The sequence below is a fragment of the Streptomyces sp. NPDC017056 genome, from assembly GCF_044332485.1.
Classification (GTDB): Bacteria; Actinomycetota; Actinomycetes; order Streptomycetales; family Streptomycetaceae; genus Streptomyces.
The window spans coordinates 271,869-287,762 of the sequence record NZ_JBIRPD010000010.1 but is presented as its reverse complement, the minus strand read 5'-3'; the positions used below and the strand labels follow the sequence as shown (position 1 = coordinate 287,762).

Sequence of the window (15,894 nt, the reverse complement as noted above, 5' to 3'; positions counted from 1 at the left end):
CGACCCCGAACGACGGAGCGCTCCGGGGCGGGCCCCGGAGCGCTCTTCTGCTTACCGCCTGTGCCGCTACGGCTTGACCATCGGCCAGGCGATGAACTTCGGGTACGACCACAGCTCACCGCGGTTGGCCTTGACCGTGCCGATGACGGCGAACACGATGCTGGTGATCGTGAAGGCCGCCAACAGCCCCAGGATGACCAGGATGGTGATCGGGAAGGCGAGCGCCACCCGGCCGTCCTGCGCGTCCTCCAGGCTGACGCCTATGAGGAAGGCGAAGAAGTAGAGCACCGCGCCGATGCCCACCACGATGGCCTGCGTGATGCCGAAGTTCATCGCCTGGGTGCCGTGGTGGCGCACCAGCGGGTCGTGCCGGTTCTCCTGGTTGTTGCGGATCGCCATGGGGGCGATCCAGCCGAGGATGCCGCCCAGGCCGCAGCAGAAGCTGGAGCCGACGGTGATCGTCAGCAGGGCGCCCAGGTGGGTCCACATGGCGTTGTTGTTCGACGAGGGCCGCGGCGGCTGCGCGTAGCCGGGGCCCCAGCCGCCGCCCTGGGGGTACTGACCGCCCTGGGGGTACTGGCCGGGGCCGTACCCGGGGCCGGGGCCGTACGGCTGGGCGCCGGGGGCCTGGCCGTAGGCGCCCTGCGGGGGCGGCGGGGGCTGCTGTGCCTGACCGGCGCCGTACGGGGGCGGCGGGGTCTGCGGAGCCTGCGGGTGCTGCGAGGGCTGCTGCGGCGTCTGCCCGCCCTGCGGGGACTGCTGCGACGCCTGCGGGTCCTGCGGCTGCTGCGGTTCTTCGGGCTTGTTGAATTCGACCATGCCAGGTCCCCCCAAGGGTCGTGCTGTCTGTCCTGCGGCGGCGCCCTGCGCGGGCTCCGGTCAGCGAGACTACGGGATCGCCCGGGCCTGGCCGCCGGGCAGTGACGCGGCCGGGCGCAACCGGAAGACGAACGCCGCCAGCACGCCGCCCACCAGCCCGAAGAGATGGCCCTGCCAGCTGATGCCGCTGCCGGTCGGCAGCGCGCCCCACAGGATTGATCCGTACACCGCGGCGACCAGCACGCCGAGGCCGATGTCCAGCGGCTTGCGGTCGATGAAGCCGCGTACCAGGAGATAGCCGAAGAGGCCGAAGACGATGCCAGAGGCGCCGGCCGTGTTGCTGTCCGCCGGGGCGGTCAGCCAGACGCCCAGGCCGCTGGTCAGGGCTATCAGCAGGGCGACGCCGGCGAAACGCCGCAGTCCGCTGCGGAGCGCGGCGAGGAAGCCGAGGAACAGCAGCGGCAGCGTGTTGGCCGCCAGGTGGTCGAAGCCGAAGTGCACGAAGGCGGCGGGCAGCACGTCGGCCAGCTCGCCCAGCTCGCGCGGCCGGACGCCGAAGGTGTCCAGCGCGTTGCCCGAGAGGGCGTCGGCGGCCTCCAGCGCCCACAGCAGCGCGACCCAGCCCAGCATCAGCGCGGCGGCGGGTTTGGCCCGGGTCTTCGCTCGCGTCCTCATCCCGCGTCCCCCTCTTCTTCCGTTCACCCGGTCAAACGGCCGTGAGTGGTCCGGTGTTCCGCCGGATAGGCTCGTTGCCGTGGAACCGCAGGACGACAACACCAGCAGGCCCGGGGTCCAAAGGCCCGGCGGGCACTCCGCCCGGCCTGCCGCCGGGGCCGCCGACATGCCGCGCCGCCCTTGGGTGGTGGGGGTTTCCGGGGCGTCCGGGACCCCGTACGCGGCGTCCGTGCTGCGCGGGCTGCTCGCGGCGGGGGAGGCGGTGGACCTGGTCGTCAGCCGGGCCTCGCGGCTGACGCTGCTGGACGAGACGGGCATCGCCTTCCGGGACGCGCACTGGCGCGAGGACCTGCGGGAGTGGCTGGCCCGCGGCGCGGACGGCAAGCCGGACACGTTCCCGGTCTCCGGCGCGGACCTGGACCGGGTGCGGCACTGGCCGGCCGGCGACCTCGCGGCGGGCCCTTCGTCGGGCTCGTATCCCGTCAAGGGGATGCTGATCGTGCCGGCGAGCACGGCGTGCGTGGCGGGTGTGGCGCTCGGGCTGTCGAAGGACCTGCTCCAGCGGGTGGCGAGCGTGACGCTCAAGGAGCGCAGGAAGCTGGTGGTCGCGGTGCGCGAGACGCCGCTGAACGGGCAGACGCTCAAGCAGCTGGTGACGCTGGACGAGGCGGGCGCGGTCGTGCTGCCCGCCTCGCCGGCGTTCTACGCGGGGGCGACGCACATCCAGGATCTGGCGGACTTCGTCGCGGGCCGGGTGCTGGATGCGGCGGGTGTGCCGCACCGGCTCTACCGGCGGTGGGAAGGGGAGCTCGGCTCGGGCTTCAAGAAGGAGGGTTAGCGCTTCTTGGCGGAGCCGGTACGGCCGAAGCGGCGCTTGGGCTGCGGAGCGGCGGCGGGACGGTGAGCACGTGAACGATTGGCCAGGTCCTGCAGCTCGCGCATGCGGGCGTAGGCCATCTCGATCGAGTACACGGTGACATCTCCTGTGAAAGATCGTCTTTGATCAGCTGAAATTGATGGTTTGCAGGGTCACATCCCCTGCTTGCCTTAGATTCTACATGTAAAAGTCGGGATTGCAGAGCGAATGGAAGGTCAGGGGCGTATGGATGCCGTAGATAGGCAGCTCATCCAGGCACTGCGTGAGAACGGCAGGGCCTCGTACGCGGAGCTGGGCCGGCTCGTGGGCCTGTCCGGGCCCAGCGTCACCGACCGGATCAACCGCCTGGAGGCGGCCGGGGTGATCACCGGCTACCGGGCGACCGTCGACGCGGCCTCCCTGGGCCTGGGCGTCACCGCACTGGTCGGCATCTCCCTGTCGGACGCGGCCGACCACGAGGACGTGGCGATGCGGCTGCGCGACCTCGCGGAGATCGAGGACGCCTGGTTCATCGCGGGCGACGACTCGTACATGCTCAAGGTGCGGGTGAGCGACGTGGACGGGCTGGAGCGCACCATCCGCAGGCTCTCGGGGACCAAGGGCGTCTCCCGCACGCGGACCACCATCGTGCTGTCCACCAAATGGGAGAACCGCGTCGGCGAGCTCCCCGAGGACGCGTAGGACCCCCGCTTCCGCGCCGGTACGGCGGGCCCCCGGCCGTACGGGCATGGGGGCCCGGCCGGGCCGGATTACGGGGGAGTACGCTCGGTGAAGCCCGATTTTGGCAGAGATATGGGAGGCGGCCGGATGACTGCATCCATGGATGTGGGTCTCAAGCGCGAGCTGGAGGACAAGGTCCGGTCCGGGGAGCGGCTGACCCGCGAGGACGGCATCGCCCTCTACGAGTGCGACGACCTGGCGTGGCTGGGCGGGCTCGCCCACGAGGTGCGCACGCGCAAGAACGGCGACGTCGTGCACTTCAACGTCAACCGTCACCTGAACATGACGAACGTGTGCACCGCCTCGTGCGCGTACTGCTCCTTCCAGCGCAAGCCGGGCGAGAAGGACGCGTACACGATGCGCATCGAGGAGGCCGTCCGCCTCGCCAAGGCGATGGAGGGCGACAAGCTCACCGAGCTGCACATCGTCAACGGCCTGCACCCGACCCTGCCGTGGCGCTACTACCCGCGCTCGCTCAGCGCCCTCAAGGAGGCGCTGCCCGACACGGTCTCCCTCAAGGCGTTCACCGCCACCGAGATCCACCACTTCGAGAAGATCTCCGGGCTGTCCGCCTCCGAGATCCTCGACGAGCTGATCGACGCCGGCCTGGAGTCGCTGACCGGCGGCGGCGCCGAGATCTTCGACTGGGAGGTGCGCCAGCACATCGTCGACCACGACACCCACTGGGAGGACTGGTCGCGCATCCACCGCCTGGCGCACGAGAAGGGCCTCAAGGGCCCGAGCACCATGCTGTACGGGCACATCGAGGAGCCCCGGCACCGCGTGGACCACGTGCTGCGCCTGCGCGAGCTCCAGGACGAGACCGGCGGCTTCCAGGTCTTCATCCCGCTGCGCTACCAGCACGACTTCGTGGACATGAAGGACGGCAAGGTCCGCAACCGCCTCCAGGCGCGCACCACGATGGCGACCGGCGCCGAGGCGTTGAAGACCTTCGCGGTCTCCCGGCTGCTGTTCGACAACGTCCCGCACGTGAAGGTCTTCTGGGTCATGCACGGCCTGCAGACCGCGCAGCTCGCGCTCCAGCACGGCGCCGACGACATGGACGGCTCGGTCGTCGAGTACAAGATCACGCACGACGCGGACAACTACGGCACGCCGAACAAGCTCACCCGCGACGACCTGCTGGACCTGATCCGCGACGCGGGCTTCCGGCCGGTCGAGCGCAACACCCGCTACGAGATCATCCAGGAGTACCCGGGCCCGGACGCCGCGCGCCGGGAGTCGCCGCAGCCGATGCGGGTGTGACGCTGCCGATACGGGTGTGACGTCAGGGGCAGGTGTTGTCCGGGGCGCATAGGGTCCGCACATGGACCTGCGCTTTGACCTGGACCCCGCCGTCACCCCCGGGCTGACCGACGGCATCCGTACGCTGTGGGCCGACGTGTCCAACGCGGGCGGTGCCGTCGGCTTTGTGCCGCCGGTCACGGCCGAGGACATCCGCCCCGACCTGCTCGCCCACCTGGTGGCGATATCCGAGGAGCGCGCAAGGCTGGTCGTGGGCCGCGACGAGCGGGACCGGGTGCTGGCCACCGCCTTCCTCCACCTCAACACCCGCCGCCTGATGAAGCACTGGCTGTGGGCCTACACGGTGATGGTGCACCCCGCGCTCCAGGGGCAGGGCGCGGGCACCGCGCTGATGGCGGCCGTCGAGGAGGCGGCCCGCTCGATCGGCGGCATCGAAGGCATCCGGCTCACCTGCCGCGGCGGCACCGGGCTCGACGCGTTCTACGCCTCCTGCGGCTACAAGGAGATCGGCCGGGCGCCCCGCGCGATCAGGGTGGCCGACGACGACTTCCGGGACGACATCACGATGTGGCGGGAGCTGGTGTGACCACCGCGGCCCGGCCGCGGCCCGGCCTCCGCCCGCGGGGGCCGGGACGAAGTGGTCCGTTTCCGGCAGGGGTCCGGAAGATCACGAAATCGGGCTGTGCTTGACTGGAGGCAGACCCTTTCGGTTGTCGTCGTGAAGAAGGTCAGCCCGTGAGTAGCCAGAAGTTCGCCACGCTCCGCTACACCGCTCTCCGCCTGGGGATCTTCGTCGTGTGCTTCGCGCTGGTCTGGGTGCTCGCGTACTTCCGGATCATCCCGCTCGGCGTGGGCAGCGCCAACGCGGTGTGGCTGCTCCTGCTCGCCGTCGTGATCTCCGCGCCGCTCAGCTTCGTACTGCTGCGCAAGCAGCGGGACGCGATGTCCGAGCAGATCGTGGCCAAGGTGGACCGGCAGAAGGAGCGCATCGCGGCCAACGCCCGCCAGGAGGACGGCCTCCTGTAGCCGGCCACGGGACCGCGCCGGCCCCGCCGCCCCTGTAAGGCGCCTCACAACCGACAAGAGCCCCGTCGTGGAGTTACCGCTCCAGGACGGGGTTTTCGTGCGTTCCGGGGCGGATCCGGACACCTCCCGCCCCTGCTGCCCAAAGAATCCCTTTGGGTTCCCCAAAGTTCAAGTGTTAACGTGTCCGACATGAAGACAGCAGTAGCGCACCAGTTCTCCACGGGCGTCCCGCTCGTGGCGCGCCTGCACGTCGATCTTTGCCGCTGCATGTCCGCGGCCTGTTGCCGCCGCTGACCCCTGTCACCGCAGCGGCCGGAGATCCCGTACGGATCGATACGGACCTCCTGTCTCCTGGCGCTGTCCGCCGTTCCCTTACCGACGCCTGTCTGTCCCCGGAGTGTGTCCGTTGTCCACCACGTCTTCCGAGACCTCGCGGTCCACCGAGACCGCCAGATCCTCCCGCATACCCAAGGTCCCGTTCTGGGCCCAGATCCTGCTCGGCCTCGTCCTCGGCGTGCTGCTCGGCTGGATCGCCAAGAGCGGCGACGTCTCCTGGCTGAAAACCACCCTCGACACGATCGGCAGCCTCTTCGTCCAGCTGCTCAAGCTGGCCGTGGCGCCGCTGGTGTTCTTCGCCATCCTGGTCTCGATCACCAACCTGCGGCAGGTCAACAACGCCGCCAGGCTGGCCACCAGGACCCTGCTGTGGTTCATGGCCACCTCGCTGATCGCGGTCGCCATCGGCATGGCGATCGGCCTGGTCAGCGACCCCGGCGCGGGCACCGGGCTGACCCCCAAGGACGGCAAGCTCCCGCAGCACGCCGGCTCCTGGATCGACTTCCTGACCGGCATCGTCCCCAAGGACGTCATCACGCCGTTCACCGAGCTGAAGGTCATGCAGATCGTCTTCATGGCGACCGTGGCCGGCATCGCCGCCCTCAAGCTGGGCGACCGCGCCGAGCCGGTGCTGCGCCTGAGCCGCTCCGCGCTGGAGCTGCTCCAGAAGGCCCTGTGGTGGGTCATCCGCCTCGCCCCGATCGGCTCGCTCGGCCTGATCGGCTACGCCATCGCGGACTACGGCTGGGACCTGATCAGCAAGTACGCGACGTTCACCGTCGACATCTACGTCGGCTGCGCCATCGTGCTGTTCGGCGTCTACCCGCTGCTGCTGTCGGTCTTCGCCAAGGTCAACCCCCTGCAGTTCTTCAAGGGCGCCTGGCCCGCCATCCAGCTGGCGTTCGTCTCCCGCTCCTCGGTCGGCACCATGCCGCTGACCCAGAAGGTCACCGAGCGCCTGGGCGTCCCGAAGGAGTACGCGTCCTTCGCCGTGCCGTTCGGCTCGACGACGAAGATGGACGGCTGCGCCTCGATCTACCCGGCGCTGGCCGCGATCTTCATCGCGCAGATCTTCGGCGTGGACCTGGGCGTCGGCGACTACGTACTGATCGCCTTCGTCTCGGTCATCGGCTCGGCGGCCACCGCCGGCCTCACCGGCGCCACCGTCATGCTGACCCTGACGCTGTCCACGCTCGGCCTCCCGCTGGAGGGCGTCGGCCTGCTGATGGCCATCGACCCGATCCTGGACATGATGCGGACCGCCACGAACGTCGCGGGCCAGGTCGTCGTGCCGATCCTGGTCTCGGCCAAGGAGAAGATCCTGGACCGCGACGCGTACGCCAGGGCTGCGGGCGTGGACCTGGAGGACGGCGCGGTGCGCGAGTCTGAGCAGAAGGCCGCGGTCCCGGCGACGGCCGGGGCGAGCTGACCGCCCTGCGGTACGGCTCTTCGAGAGCACCGTGAGCGCCGGGCGGGCGTGGGACGACCCCACGCCCGCCCGGCGCTTCGCGTAGGTACGGCCTTTTCTCAGCGCCCCGCTTTCGCCGTGAGCGCGAGGACCGCCTCGGCCAGCGGCCCCTGCACATCGGGCGGCAGCGCGTGGCCCATGCCCGGGATCTCCACCAGGTCCGCGCCCCGGACGACCTGCGCGAGGTGCTGCGGGTGCGGTGGCGGGAAGACCGGCTCGGCGGGGGCCGAAACGACGAGTACGGGTATCTCGTTCGCGGCCAGGGCCTCGGTGCGCAGGAGGCCCGAGTCGTCGGCGCGGCCGTGCGCGGTGGAGACGTCGTACCGGCCCGTGTGCTCGATGATCTTGCGCTCCAGCTCCCGGAAGTACCCGGCGTCGAACGGGAGCTGCCCGCCGCTCAGCACCCGCCAGTGCGCCACGCGCCGGTCGAGCTCGGCCTCCAGCCCGTGGTCCTCGACGGGCCGGCCCCACATCTCCAGCACCTCCGGCGCTATGCCGGGCAGCTCGTCGACGGGGACCTGTGTGCCGTCGGGGCGGGTGTACGGGGTGGTGCTCAGCGCGCAGGTGCCCAGCACGGTGGCGCTCAGCACCCGGCCGGGGTGGTCGGCGAGCACGAGCTGCGTCAGCAGCCCGCCCAGCGAGAGGCCCACCAGGTGGGCCCGCTCGATCCCGAGGCCGTCGAGGACCGCGACGGCGTCCTGTGCCAGGTCGGCGATGCGGTACGGCTGCCGGTCGAAGGACCAGGTGGAACGGCCGGTGTCGCGGTGGTCGTAACGGATGACGCGGTGGTGGACGGCGAGCGCGTCGACGAACGGCTCGGGCCAGCCCAGGCCGGACGCCTGCGCACCCATGACGAGCAGCAGCGCGGGCGCGTCCGCCGGGCCGCGCTGCTCGGTCCACAGGCGTACGCCGGGGGCCGCGTCCACGAACTGCTGGTGAACCTGCTGCATGGTGGGGTCCTCTCGTAGCTCTCAACGCGACGAACCGTATCGTCTCGTGAGGGGAGCGATCACGTCAAGACCCACCCGCCAAGCCGGGGATCCGTAAACTTACTTGGCGGTAAAGGGGTGGGAAGGAAGGTCAATCGGCGTGGGAGCTGTGAAGAGCAAGCGGATGCCACGAGCCGTACGGGAGCAGCAGATGCTCGACGCGGCCGTGCTGACCTTCGCGCGGCGCGGTTACCGCGCGGCCTCGATGGACGAGATCGCCGAGGTGGCCGGCGTGTCGAAGCCGCTGGTCTACCTGTACCTCAACTCCAAGGAGGAGCTGTTCAGCGCCGTGCTCCGGCGGGAGTCGGCGGCACTGGCCGCGGCCGTGCGGGCGGCGGTGGAGCCGGACGCGCCCGCCGACCGGCAGCTGTGGAGCGGGCTGAAAGGTTTCTTCGCGCATACGGCCGAACACCCGGACGGCTGGGCGGTCCTGCACCAGCAGGCCCGCACGCACGGCGAGCCGTTCGCCCGTGAAGTCGCCGCGATGCGGGCGGAGATCGTCACCTTCGTCACCGCGATGATCGGCGCGGCCGCCCAGGAGGCGGGCTGCGACCGGGAACTGGCCGCACGGGAGGTCTCGGGCCTGGCCCACGCCCTGGTGGGCGCGGCCGAATCGCTCGCCGACTGGGCCAACGTCCGCAGCGGCGACCTGCCGACGGGCGAACGCCCCCCGGCCAAGGACACGGCGGCCACGCTGATGAACTTCGCGTGGGCGGGCCTGGGCCGCCTGATGGCGGGCGAGCGCTGGTCGCCGGAGCGCTGACCGCTCCTCACGCCCCCGTCTCCACCTGCCCCTCCAGGTGGACGCGCGCCCGGTCGTCCGGGCCGCCGAGCAGCTGGAACGAGCCGCCGGTGCGGGTGGTCTCGTACGCGTACGAGACGGTGGCCGGAAGCAGCACCGGTGCGCGGAAACCGGCCGAGATGCGAAACGCCGGCGTACCGGGCGGCACGGCCTCGGCGGCGCAGCGCGCGAACGTCCACATGCCGTGCGCGATGGCGCGCGGGAAGCCGAGCGCGCGGGCCGTCAGGGCGTGCAGGTGGATCGGGTTGTAATCGCCGGACACGGCGGCATGCCGGCGGCCCAGGTCCGCGGGCAGCCGCCAGGTGGCCCGCACGGGAAGGCTCCGCGGCTCCGGTTCCGGCTCCTGCTCCGGGGGTGCGGCGCTCTCCGGCATGCGGTGCCGCGCCAGGTAGCCGCTCCGGTCGTGCCAGACCAGCGCCCCCGCCCGGCGCGCCTCGGTGATCATCACGACCTCGGTGCCCCGCCGGTGCGCCCGCAGCCCGCTCGCGAACACCGTCAGCTCCAGCGTGTCGGCGGGGTGCAGCGGAACGTACTGCGTGATCTCGATACCGGTGTGCACGAGCCCGAGCATCGGCAGCGGAAACTCCCGCGCGCTCATCAGCCGGGCGGCCAGCGGGAACCCGAGCACGTGCGGGTATGTGACGGGCAGCGGCTCGGTGGCCTGGAACCCGCAGACCCGCGCGTACGAAGCGGCCCGCCCCAGCCCGACCCGCACCGCGGGCAGCACCAGCCGCGTGCGCGGCACCCCGGCGTCCGCCCGCGGCCGCTTGCCGAACCCGGTCAGCACCCCTTTGGCCAGCACCGGCAGCAGACGCGGCGCCCGCGGCAGATCCACCCTGGCGGCCCCGGGCGCCATGTCGGTCATGAACCCACCTCTGCCTCCGCACGCGACTTTACTTCGAAGTAAGGTTACTGGCTGGTCAGTTGTTGGTCGAGGGGGTTGGTCACGACGCGTGGTGAGGCGCCTACGTACGGCCCTACCATCGGCAGCGGGAGCCCACTCCTCCCACCCGCGCCGACCCGCCGAGGTGAACGTGAGCAACTGGGCCGAATTGACGACCGGTAAGCGGATCAAGCACCTAAGGGGCTGCGATCTCACTCAACAAGGGCTGGCAGATGTCGCAGGCGTCTCCCTCGCTCTGGTGCAGAAGGCCGAGCAGGATCGCGGTGAGCTGTCCGTCGGTTCGCTGCTCAAGATCGCCGGCGCGCTCAAGACCGACGTAGGAGTGATCCTCGGGCAGCAGGCGCCGCGCCGAGGTATGAACCGGGGCGACCGAGCGTCGTTGCGGCAACTGTCCGACGCCGTGCATGAAAGTGCCCTCGGCGAGTGGGAAGGGGTCGACGATCCGAGCACCGTGGGCGAATTGAGCAAGGTCCGGGACCTGGCCTGGGATGCCTACTGGCGCAGCGACACTTCGAAGGTGAGTGCTCTCGCGGCGCAAGTTCTCATGGAGGGGCAAGTTCGGTACGCCGGCGCGACGGGTGCCGAGCGGGAGAGGCTGGGGCTGGTCCTGGCCAGCACGTACCGAGTAGCCGCTTCGTGCGCGACTGGGTTCGGACAACGGGACCTCGCGCTCAGTGCCCTGACGTCGGCGAAACTGCTCGCCCGGGATGCCGGCGATCCGATGATGACGGCACTGCTCGAATCCACGTTGTCCTGGGTGTACTTGCGTAGCGCCAAGACGCCCCGGGCTGTGGCTGTGGCCGAACGGGCGGCACTCGCGATCGAGCCCTCGTTCAGCAAGGTGAACCGACCTCAACTGCTCGCATACGGGCGGCTTATGATTTCGGCAGCCGTGGCGTCTTCCCGGCGCGACGATGAAAGCGCTGCCGACGACTACATCTCGCAGGCGCATGCCGCTGCGGCGAGGCTCGGCCGTGACGAAGCCCTGTACGGGACGCACTTCGGGCCGACAGCGGCAAAGGCGGAGGCTGTCGGTATTCATGTCGCCCTCGGCAACTACGGCCGCGCGCTCAACCTCGCCAATCAGCGCGACATGACTGACCTGCCCAAGCACATGTCCAAGGTGGCGCGTAACCGCTACAAGCTGGATGTCGCGTTGGCGCAGTGCGCATCCGGCTTGCATGACCAGGCGGGCAACACCCTCGTCGAGGTCGGCCTCGACGCCCCGGAGTGGGTCAAGCACCAAGCGCTGCCCGGTGTCATCGGCAAGCGTCTCGCCAAGGTGTCGACGGCGCGCGTCCGTACCATCAGCGAACTCATCGGCGTTCCCTTGATCAGCTGAGCCCTACGGAGCGTAGGAGCGGCAGTTGGGCAACCTCGTGAGGTCGTATGACTCGTCACTTCACGGTGTGTAATCAGGCCGCCACGATAAGCGCGTGTCCAGCACTCAAAGCACACCACGACAGGGGCCGCCGACGCCGGCCCGACGAACCACAGGCGACCTGCGCCGCCGTCGCGGTATCGCAGACGCCGCGACCGGCCTCGCATCGAGCGGTCCCGAAGTGCCCGCCGACGACTCGGGGGTCGAGCGGTTCCGTTGCGTCATCTACCTGTGCGGAGCTCCGAGCACCGACATGGACGGCCCGCGCGAGGAGTGCGAGGGGTACGCCGAGATGTTCGGCTGGGAGGTCGTGGCCGTGGTCGAGGAGCGTCAAGGGCTGCTGTCGCCGACGGGGCGCCCCGGGCTTCTGCGGGCCGTCGGCCGGATCGCGTGCGGCGAGGCGGGCGCGCTGCTCACACCTCTTCGCACGATGATCTCGCCGCTTTCCCGCGAGTACGACGAGGTGGCGCGCGAGATCGAGAAGGCGGGCGGATTCCTGCACGTCATGGACCGGCTCGGACGAGGGTGGCAACGCCAATGACGGCCAGGGCCCGGCGGAGGGCGGCCAGTGAGTGAGCGCGGTGGCGCGGAGGCCGGGCCGGGTGGGCTGGCCTCCGCGCTTGTGGAGAAGGGGGCCCTGTCCTCCGACTGGCTGGCCGCGTACGAGGCGGTGCCTCGCCACCTGTTCGTGCCCGACAGGCTGTGGCCGGGGCGGGCGAGCGGGGTCGGCCAGGGCGAGTGCGTCGACCGGCGGTCGGATCCGGACCTGTGGTGGCGGAAGGTCTACGCGGACATCCCCCTGACCACGCAGTGGGACGACGGTGCGTACGCGGGCGACGGCAAGGGGCGGGCTCCCACCTCGTCCAACTCCATGCCGCGCATGGTGTTCTCGATGCTTGCCGCGCTGGGTGTGGAGGACGGGGACCGGGTGCTGGAGGTCGGCACCGGAACTGGTTGGAACGCCGCGCTGCTCGCACATCGGCTCGGCTCCGAGCGTGTCGTGACCGTTGAGGTGGACGCGGCCGTGGCGGAGGAGGCCCGGCGGCGGTTGGCGGCGAGCGGCCTGGCGCCCTGGTCGGTGGTCGGCGACGGGGCGACAGGGCATCCGGAGCGGGCCCCTTACGACCGGGTGATCGCGACGTGCTCGATCGGTTCGCTTCCGTACGCGTGGGTGGAGCAGTGCCGGCCCGGCGGGGTCGTCGTCGCTCCGTGGGGGCCTCCGTACGGCGGGCAGGGCATCGCCCGCCTGGTGGTCGCCGAGGACGGTACGGCGTCCGGTGCGTTCGTCATGCCCTCGGCGTTCATGCGCATGCGGGACCAGCGGGAGGCGGTCCCGTCGCGACGGGCGTACCTGGGTGACGCCGAGTGGCCGGCGGGGGGGGGCGGGAGGGCGTGTCGTGCTTGTCGCCCGACGACATGGGCGACTGGATTCACATGTTCACCATCGGCGTCCAGGTGCCGGATCTGTTCTGCCGCCCCGAGTGGGGCGAGGACGGTGCCTACCGGCTGTGGCTGTTCGACAGGGCGGCCACCTCCTGGGCCACGGCGGATTTCGAGAAGGGCCGAACCCGTTACGCCATGGTGCAGTCCGGGCCGCGGCGGCTGTGGGAGGAGGTCGAGGCGGTCATGGAATGGTGGAAGGAGAACGGCGAGCCGGGGTTTGACCGGTACGGGCTGACCGTTTCGCGGCAGGGGCAGCGGGTGTGGCTCGACGAACCGGGCCATGCGGTGCCGGTGCGGCTGCCGCCCCCCGCCCCCGGGCCTCTCGCGGAGGCCGTGTCGTAGTCTCGTTCACGATCAGGGCCGGGCAGGGTGTGCCGGTGGGGACAGTTCGGGGGAGTTTCGTGACAGAGGCTGAGCAGGCCGCCGGGGCGGCTGTGGGCGGCCGGGACGGGGAAACGGCGGCCGTGGAGCGGCGCGGGCGGCGCATTCCCATGCTGCTGGCGGTCACCGCGTTCGTCTACCTTCTCGACCTGGGCAGCAAGCTGCTGGTGGTCGCGAAGCTGGAGGACCACGATCCGGTCGAGTTGATCGGTACGTGGCTCAGGCTGCGGGTGCTCCGCAACCGTGGTGCCGCCTTCGGGTTCGGCGAGGCGATGACCATCGTCTTCACGCTCGTCGCCGCTGCCGTCATCGTCGTCGTCATCCGCCTGGCCCGCAGGCTCTACAGCGCGCCGTGGGCCATCGCGCTCGGGCTGCTGCTGGGCGGTGCCCTGGGCAATCTGACCGACCGGGTCTTCCGCTCGCCCGGCGGCCTCCAGGGGGGCGTGGTCGACTTCATCGCCGCCGAGAGTTTCGCGGTGTTCAACATCGCCGACTCGGCGATCTGCTGCGGCTGCGTCCTGCTGGTGTTCCTGTCCTTCCGCGGTGTGGAGGCGGACGGCACGGTGCGCAAGGACTGAGGCACCGGCTTCCAGGCCCTGGCGGGTGCCGCGCGGGAAATGTGCGCGGACTCTGGCCAACTTCCCGGCCCGGCGCTAACTTACGCCCAAGTAAGGTTACTGATCGGTCAGGCGTGGGCGTAGGGCATGGCCACCGGTGCGGCGGCGGCCCTCGGGCTGTGAACGGCGCGTGTTCTCGGGGGGTCGGAGCCGTCCGGCGAGTGCCCCACCGTGAGACGAGGAGCCGCTCGTGTCGAATCGGGAACTGCAAGGCGAACCTCCGGCCCCCGCACTGGTGGAGCCGCGCAAGGCGGTACGGGGCGGGGTCGTGCGGGAGGTGTCCGTACCGCCGCTGGCGCCGCGGGTGCGGACCGGGTCGCTGGGGGACATCCCTTTCGACAACGCGGCGCAGGCGCCCGGCGAAGCCGTGCTGTCGCGCAAGAAGGCGGCGCGCGAGTCCGGGGGCGCGTGGCGGGACGTGAGCGCCGCCGAGTTCGCCGGCGAGGTGCTCGCCCTGGCCAAGGGGCTGATCGCGCACGGTCTGCGCCCCGGCGACCGGCTGGCGATCATGGCCCGTACGACCTACGAGTGGACCCTCGTCGACTTCGCCGCCTGGGCGGCCGGGCTGGTCACCGTCCCCATCTACCCGACCTCCTCCGCCCACCAGGCGCACTGGATTTTGCACGACTCCGGCGCCGCGGCCTGCGTCGTGGAGAGCGTCGAGCAGACCCGGCTGGTGAGCGGCGTGCGCTCGCACCTGCCGGGGCTGGAGCACCTGTGGCAGTTCGACACCGGGGCGGTGGCGCAGATCGTCTCGGCGGGTCGGGGGCTGCCGGACGATCTGGTGACCGAGCGGCGGGCGGGCGTCGGCCCCGGCAGCATCGCCACCCTCGTCTACACCTCCGGCACCACCGGCCGTCCCAAGGGCTGTGTGCTGACCCACGCCAACTTCTTCACCGAGGTGGACAACGCGACCGAACTGCTGCACCCGGTCTTCAAGTCGGTGAGCCGGGAGCCCGCCTCGACCCTGCTGTTCCTGCCCCTGTCGCACGTCTTCGGGCGGATGGTCGCGGTCGGCTGCCTGCGCGCCCGGGTACGGCTCGGCCACGCGCCCAGCATCCGTACCGAGGACCTCCTCGCCGACCTGGCCGCCTTCCGGCCGACGTTCCTGCTGGCGGTCCCGTACGTCCTGGAGAAGGTCTACAACACCGGGCGCGCGACCGCCGAGAAGATGGGCCGGGCCGCCTCCTTCGACCGTGCGGCCCGCATCGCCCGGCGGTACGGGGAAGCCGTCGAGGCCGGGGAGCACGGCACCGGCAGCGGGCCCGGCGTGGCGCTGAAGGCCGCCAGGCAGCTGTACGACCCGCTGGTCTACCGCCGTATCCGCGCCGCGCTCGGCGGCAAGGTCCGCTACGCGATCTGCGGCGGCTCGCCGCTCGGGCACCGGCTGGCGGCCTTCTACGCGGGCGCGGGCATCGAGATCTTCGAGGGCTACGGGCTGACGGAGACCACCGCCGCGGCCACCCTCACCCCGCCGCTCAAGCCCCGGATCGGCACGGTGGGCTGGCCGCTGCCCGGCAGCGCCGTACGGATCGCCGAGGACGGCGAGGTGCTGCTGCGTGGCGGCCAGGTCTTCTCCGGCTACTGGGACGCGGCGGCCGGCGGCCCGCGGCCGGCCGGGCACGGCGACTGGCTGGCGACCGGCGACATCGGTGCGCTGGACGCCGACGGCTACCTCACCATCACCGGCCGCAAGAAGGAACTGATCGTCACGACCGGCGGCAAGAACGTCGCGCCGGCCCCGCTGGAGGACCGGCTGCGGGCGCACCCGCTCGTCGGCCAGTGCATGGTGGTCGGCGACGGCCGCCCGTACGTCACCGCACTGATCACGCTGGAGGCGGACGGGCTGGCGCACTGGCGGCAGATGAAGCGGAAGCAGGGGGTCGCGATCGATGAACTGGTGCACGACCACGCGCTGTTGGCAGAGATGCAGGCGGCGGTGGACGACGCCAACAAGCTGGTGTCGCGGGCCGAGTCGATCCGCCGGTTCACCGTGCTGCCGGTGGACTTCACGGAGGAGAACGACCACCTCACCCCGTCCTTGAAGCTGAAGCGGGCCGCCATAGCGCGCGACTTCGCCAAGGAGATACAGGAGTTGTACGAGCGCCGTTGAGCCGCCCGTCTCCTGACGCGCCGTTAACTGACCCCCGGGTAACCTCGGACGGGGCCGGCCCGGCAGACTGGAACCCC

At 71.0% G+C, this 15,894-nt stretch carries 17 protein-coding genes and 1 pseudogene; 13 read left to right on the top strand and 5 right to left on the bottom strand.

Features of this window, described 5'->3' with window-relative positions; all coding sequences use genetic code 11:
* Nucleotides 1-66 precede the first annotated feature (66 nt).
* Complete coding sequence (locus tag ACH4OW_RS20495; RefSeq protein ID WP_398029393.1) at nucleotides 67-819, bottom strand: DUF4870 domain-containing protein; 753 nt, start codon at nucleotides 817-819, stop codon at nucleotides 67-69.
* 69 nt (nucleotides 820-888) lie between these two features.
* A complete protein-coding gene (locus ACH4OW_RS20490; RefSeq protein ID WP_360124795.1) occupies nucleotides 889-1,494 on the bottom strand; it encodes a rhomboid family intramembrane serine protease in 606 nt (201 codons plus the stop codon).
* Nucleotides 1,495-1,660: 166 nt separating this feature from the next.
* Here ACH4OW_RS20490 and ACH4OW_RS20485 point away from each other — a divergent pair, with 166 nt between their 5' ends.
* Nucleotides 1,661-2,332 carry a UbiX family flavin prenyltransferase gene (locus ACH4OW_RS20485; RefSeq protein WP_398029504.1) on the top strand — a complete coding sequence of 224 codons (672 nt, stop codon included), beginning with the start codon at nucleotides 1,661-1,663 and terminating at the stop codon, nucleotides 2,330-2,332.
* On the opposite strand, the gene ACH4OW_RS20480 is transcribed toward ACH4OW_RS20485, so the two are convergent.
* Nucleotides 2,329-2,466: a hypothetical protein gene (locus ACH4OW_RS20480; protein ID WP_360124792.1), complete on the bottom strand. Its 138-nt coding sequence runs from the start codon at nucleotides 2,464-2,466 to the stop codon at nucleotides 2,329-2,331. The two genes, ACH4OW_RS20485 and ACH4OW_RS20480, sit on opposite strands and share 4 nt — an antisense overlap.
* A 130-nt stretch (nucleotides 2,467-2,596) precedes the next feature.
* Between ACH4OW_RS20480 and ACH4OW_RS20475 the strand changes: the two genes are divergently transcribed.
* From ACH4OW_RS20475 to ACH4OW_RS20455, 5 genes are all read left to right on the top strand, one after another.
* On the top strand, nucleotides 2,597-3,052 hold the full coding sequence (locus ACH4OW_RS20475) for an Lrp/AsnC family transcriptional regulator (RefSeq protein ID WP_003986103.1): 456 nt from the start codon (nucleotides 2,597-2,599) through the stop codon (nucleotides 3,050-3,052).
* A 138-nt stretch (nucleotides 3,053-3,190) separates the two neighbouring features.
* Nucleotides 3,191-4,357: an aminofutalosine synthase MqnE gene (gene mqnE, locus ACH4OW_RS20470; protein WP_360125023.1), complete on the top strand. Its 1,167-nt coding sequence runs from the start codon at nucleotides 3,191-3,193 to the stop codon at nucleotides 4,355-4,357.
* A 61-nt stretch (nucleotides 4,358-4,418) separates the two neighbouring features.
* The gene (locus tag ACH4OW_RS20465) at nucleotides 4,419-4,943 is read left to right on the top strand and encodes a GNAT family N-acetyltransferase (RefSeq protein ID WP_398029390.1); all 525 of its coding nucleotides are present in this window, start codon (nucleotides 4,419-4,421) and stop codon (nucleotides 4,941-4,943) included.
* A gap of 149 nt (nucleotides 4,944-5,092) precedes the next feature.
* Nucleotides 5,093-5,383: a DUF4229 domain-containing protein gene (locus tag ACH4OW_RS20460; RefSeq protein WP_360124786.1), complete on the top strand. Its 291-nt coding sequence runs from the start codon at nucleotides 5,093-5,095 to the stop codon at nucleotides 5,381-5,383.
* A 406-nt stretch (nucleotides 5,384-5,789) separates the two neighbouring features.
* Nucleotides 5,790-7,148: a dicarboxylate/amino acid:cation symporter gene (locus ACH4OW_RS20455; RefSeq protein ID WP_360124783.1), complete on the top strand. Its 1,359-nt coding sequence runs from the start codon at nucleotides 5,790-5,792 to the stop codon at nucleotides 7,146-7,148.
* A 98-nt stretch (nucleotides 7,149-7,246) separates the two neighbouring features.
* Here the strand turns inward: ACH4OW_RS20455 and ACH4OW_RS20450 are convergent, their stop codons facing one another.
* Complete coding sequence (locus ACH4OW_RS20450; RefSeq protein WP_398029387.1) at nucleotides 7,247-8,137, bottom strand: alpha/beta fold hydrolase; 891 nt, start codon at nucleotides 8,135-8,137, stop codon at nucleotides 7,247-7,249.
* Nucleotides 8,138-8,276: 139 nt separating this feature from the next.
* Between ACH4OW_RS20450 and ACH4OW_RS20445 the strand changes: the two genes are divergently transcribed.
* Entirely contained in the window at nucleotides 8,277-8,939 is a 663-nt protein-coding gene (locus ACH4OW_RS20445) for a TetR/AcrR family transcriptional regulator (RefSeq protein ID WP_360124777.1), read from the top strand.
* 7 nt (nucleotides 8,940-8,946) lie between these two features.
* Here ACH4OW_RS20445 and ACH4OW_RS20440 read toward each other — a convergent pair whose 3' ends face one another.
* Nucleotides 8,947-9,843 carry a MaoC family dehydratase gene (locus tag ACH4OW_RS20440; RefSeq protein ID WP_398029385.1) on the bottom strand — a complete coding sequence of 299 codons (897 nt, stop codon included), beginning with the start codon at nucleotides 9,841-9,843 and terminating at the stop codon, nucleotides 8,947-8,949.
* Nucleotides 9,844-10,012: 169 nt separating this feature from the next.
* On the opposite strand from ACH4OW_RS20440, the gene ACH4OW_RS20435 reads away from it, so the two are divergent.
* The 6 genes and pseudogenes from ACH4OW_RS20435 to ACH4OW_RS20410 all read left to right on the top strand — a co-directional run bounded on the left by ACH4OW_RS20435 (nucleotide 10,013) and on the right by ACH4OW_RS20410 (nucleotide 15,817).
* The gene (locus ACH4OW_RS20435) at nucleotides 10,013-11,224 is read left to right on the top strand and encodes a helix-turn-helix domain-containing protein (RefSeq protein ID WP_398029383.1); all 1,212 of its coding nucleotides are present in this window, start codon (nucleotides 10,013-10,015) and stop codon (nucleotides 11,222-11,224) included.
* Between the two features lie 94 nt (nucleotides 11,225-11,318).
* The gene (locus tag ACH4OW_RS20430) at nucleotides 11,319-11,804 is read left to right on the top strand and encodes a hypothetical protein (protein ID WP_398029381.1); all 486 of its coding nucleotides are present in this window, start codon (nucleotides 11,319-11,321) and stop codon (nucleotides 11,802-11,804) included.
* A 27-nt stretch (nucleotides 11,805-11,831) separates the two neighbouring features.
* A pseudogene (locus ACH4OW_RS20425) lies at nucleotides 11,832-12,524 on the top strand (methyltransferase domain-containing protein); the annotation flags it as partial.
* 140 nt (nucleotides 12,525-12,664) lie between these two features.
* On the top strand, nucleotides 12,665-13,048 hold the full coding sequence (locus tag ACH4OW_RS20420; RefSeq protein ID WP_398029510.1) for a hypothetical protein: 384 nt from the start codon (nucleotides 12,665-12,667) through the stop codon (nucleotides 13,046-13,048).
* Between the two features lie 59 nt (nucleotides 13,049-13,107).
* Entirely contained in the window at nucleotides 13,108-13,665 is a 558-nt protein-coding gene (gene lspA / locus ACH4OW_RS20415; RefSeq protein WP_398029379.1) for a signal peptidase II, read from the top strand.
* Between the two features lie 229 nt (nucleotides 13,666-13,894).
* On the top strand, nucleotides 13,895-15,817 hold the full coding sequence (locus ACH4OW_RS20410; protein ID WP_398029377.1) for an AMP-dependent synthetase/ligase: 1,923 nt from the start codon (nucleotides 13,895-13,897) through the stop codon (nucleotides 15,815-15,817).
* Nucleotides 15,818-15,894: the final 77 nt, after the last annotated feature.

What these genes read in the sequence shown, in the direction of transcription:
- ACH4OW_RS20450 (WP_398029387.1), bottom strand. Translation starts at nt 8,137, where the DNA reads ATGCAGCAGGTTCACCAGCAGTTCGTGGACGCGGCCCCCGGCGTACGC.
- ACH4OW_RS20495 (WP_398029393.1), bottom strand. Translation starts at nt 819, where the DNA reads ATGGTCGAATTCAACAAGCCCGAAGAACCGCAGCAGCCGCAGGACCCG.
- ACH4OW_RS20465 (WP_398029390.1), top strand. Translation starts at nt 4,419, where the DNA reads ATGGACCTGCGCTTTGACCTGGACCCCGCCGTCACCCCCGGGCTGACC.
- mqnE (WP_360125023.1), top strand. Translation starts at nt 3,191, where the DNA reads ATGGATGTGGGTCTCAAGCGCGAGCTGGAGGACAAGGTCCGGTCCGGG.
- ACH4OW_RS20440 (WP_398029385.1), bottom strand. Translation starts at nt 9,843, where the DNA reads ATGACCGACATGGCGCCCGGGGCCGCCAGGGTGGATCTGCCGCGGGCG.
- ACH4OW_RS20475 (WP_003986103.1), top strand. Translation starts at nt 2,597, where the DNA reads ATGGATGCCGTAGATAGGCAGCTCATCCAGGCACTGCGTGAGAACGGC.
- ACH4OW_RS20490 (WP_360124795.1), bottom strand. Translation starts at nt 1,494, where the DNA reads ATGAGGACGCGAGCGAAGACCCGGGCCAAACCCGCCGCCGCGCTGATG.
- ACH4OW_RS20485 (WP_398029504.1), top strand. Translation starts at nt 1,661, where the DNA reads ATGCCGCGCCGCCCTTGGGTGGTGGGGGTTTCCGGGGCGTCCGGGACC.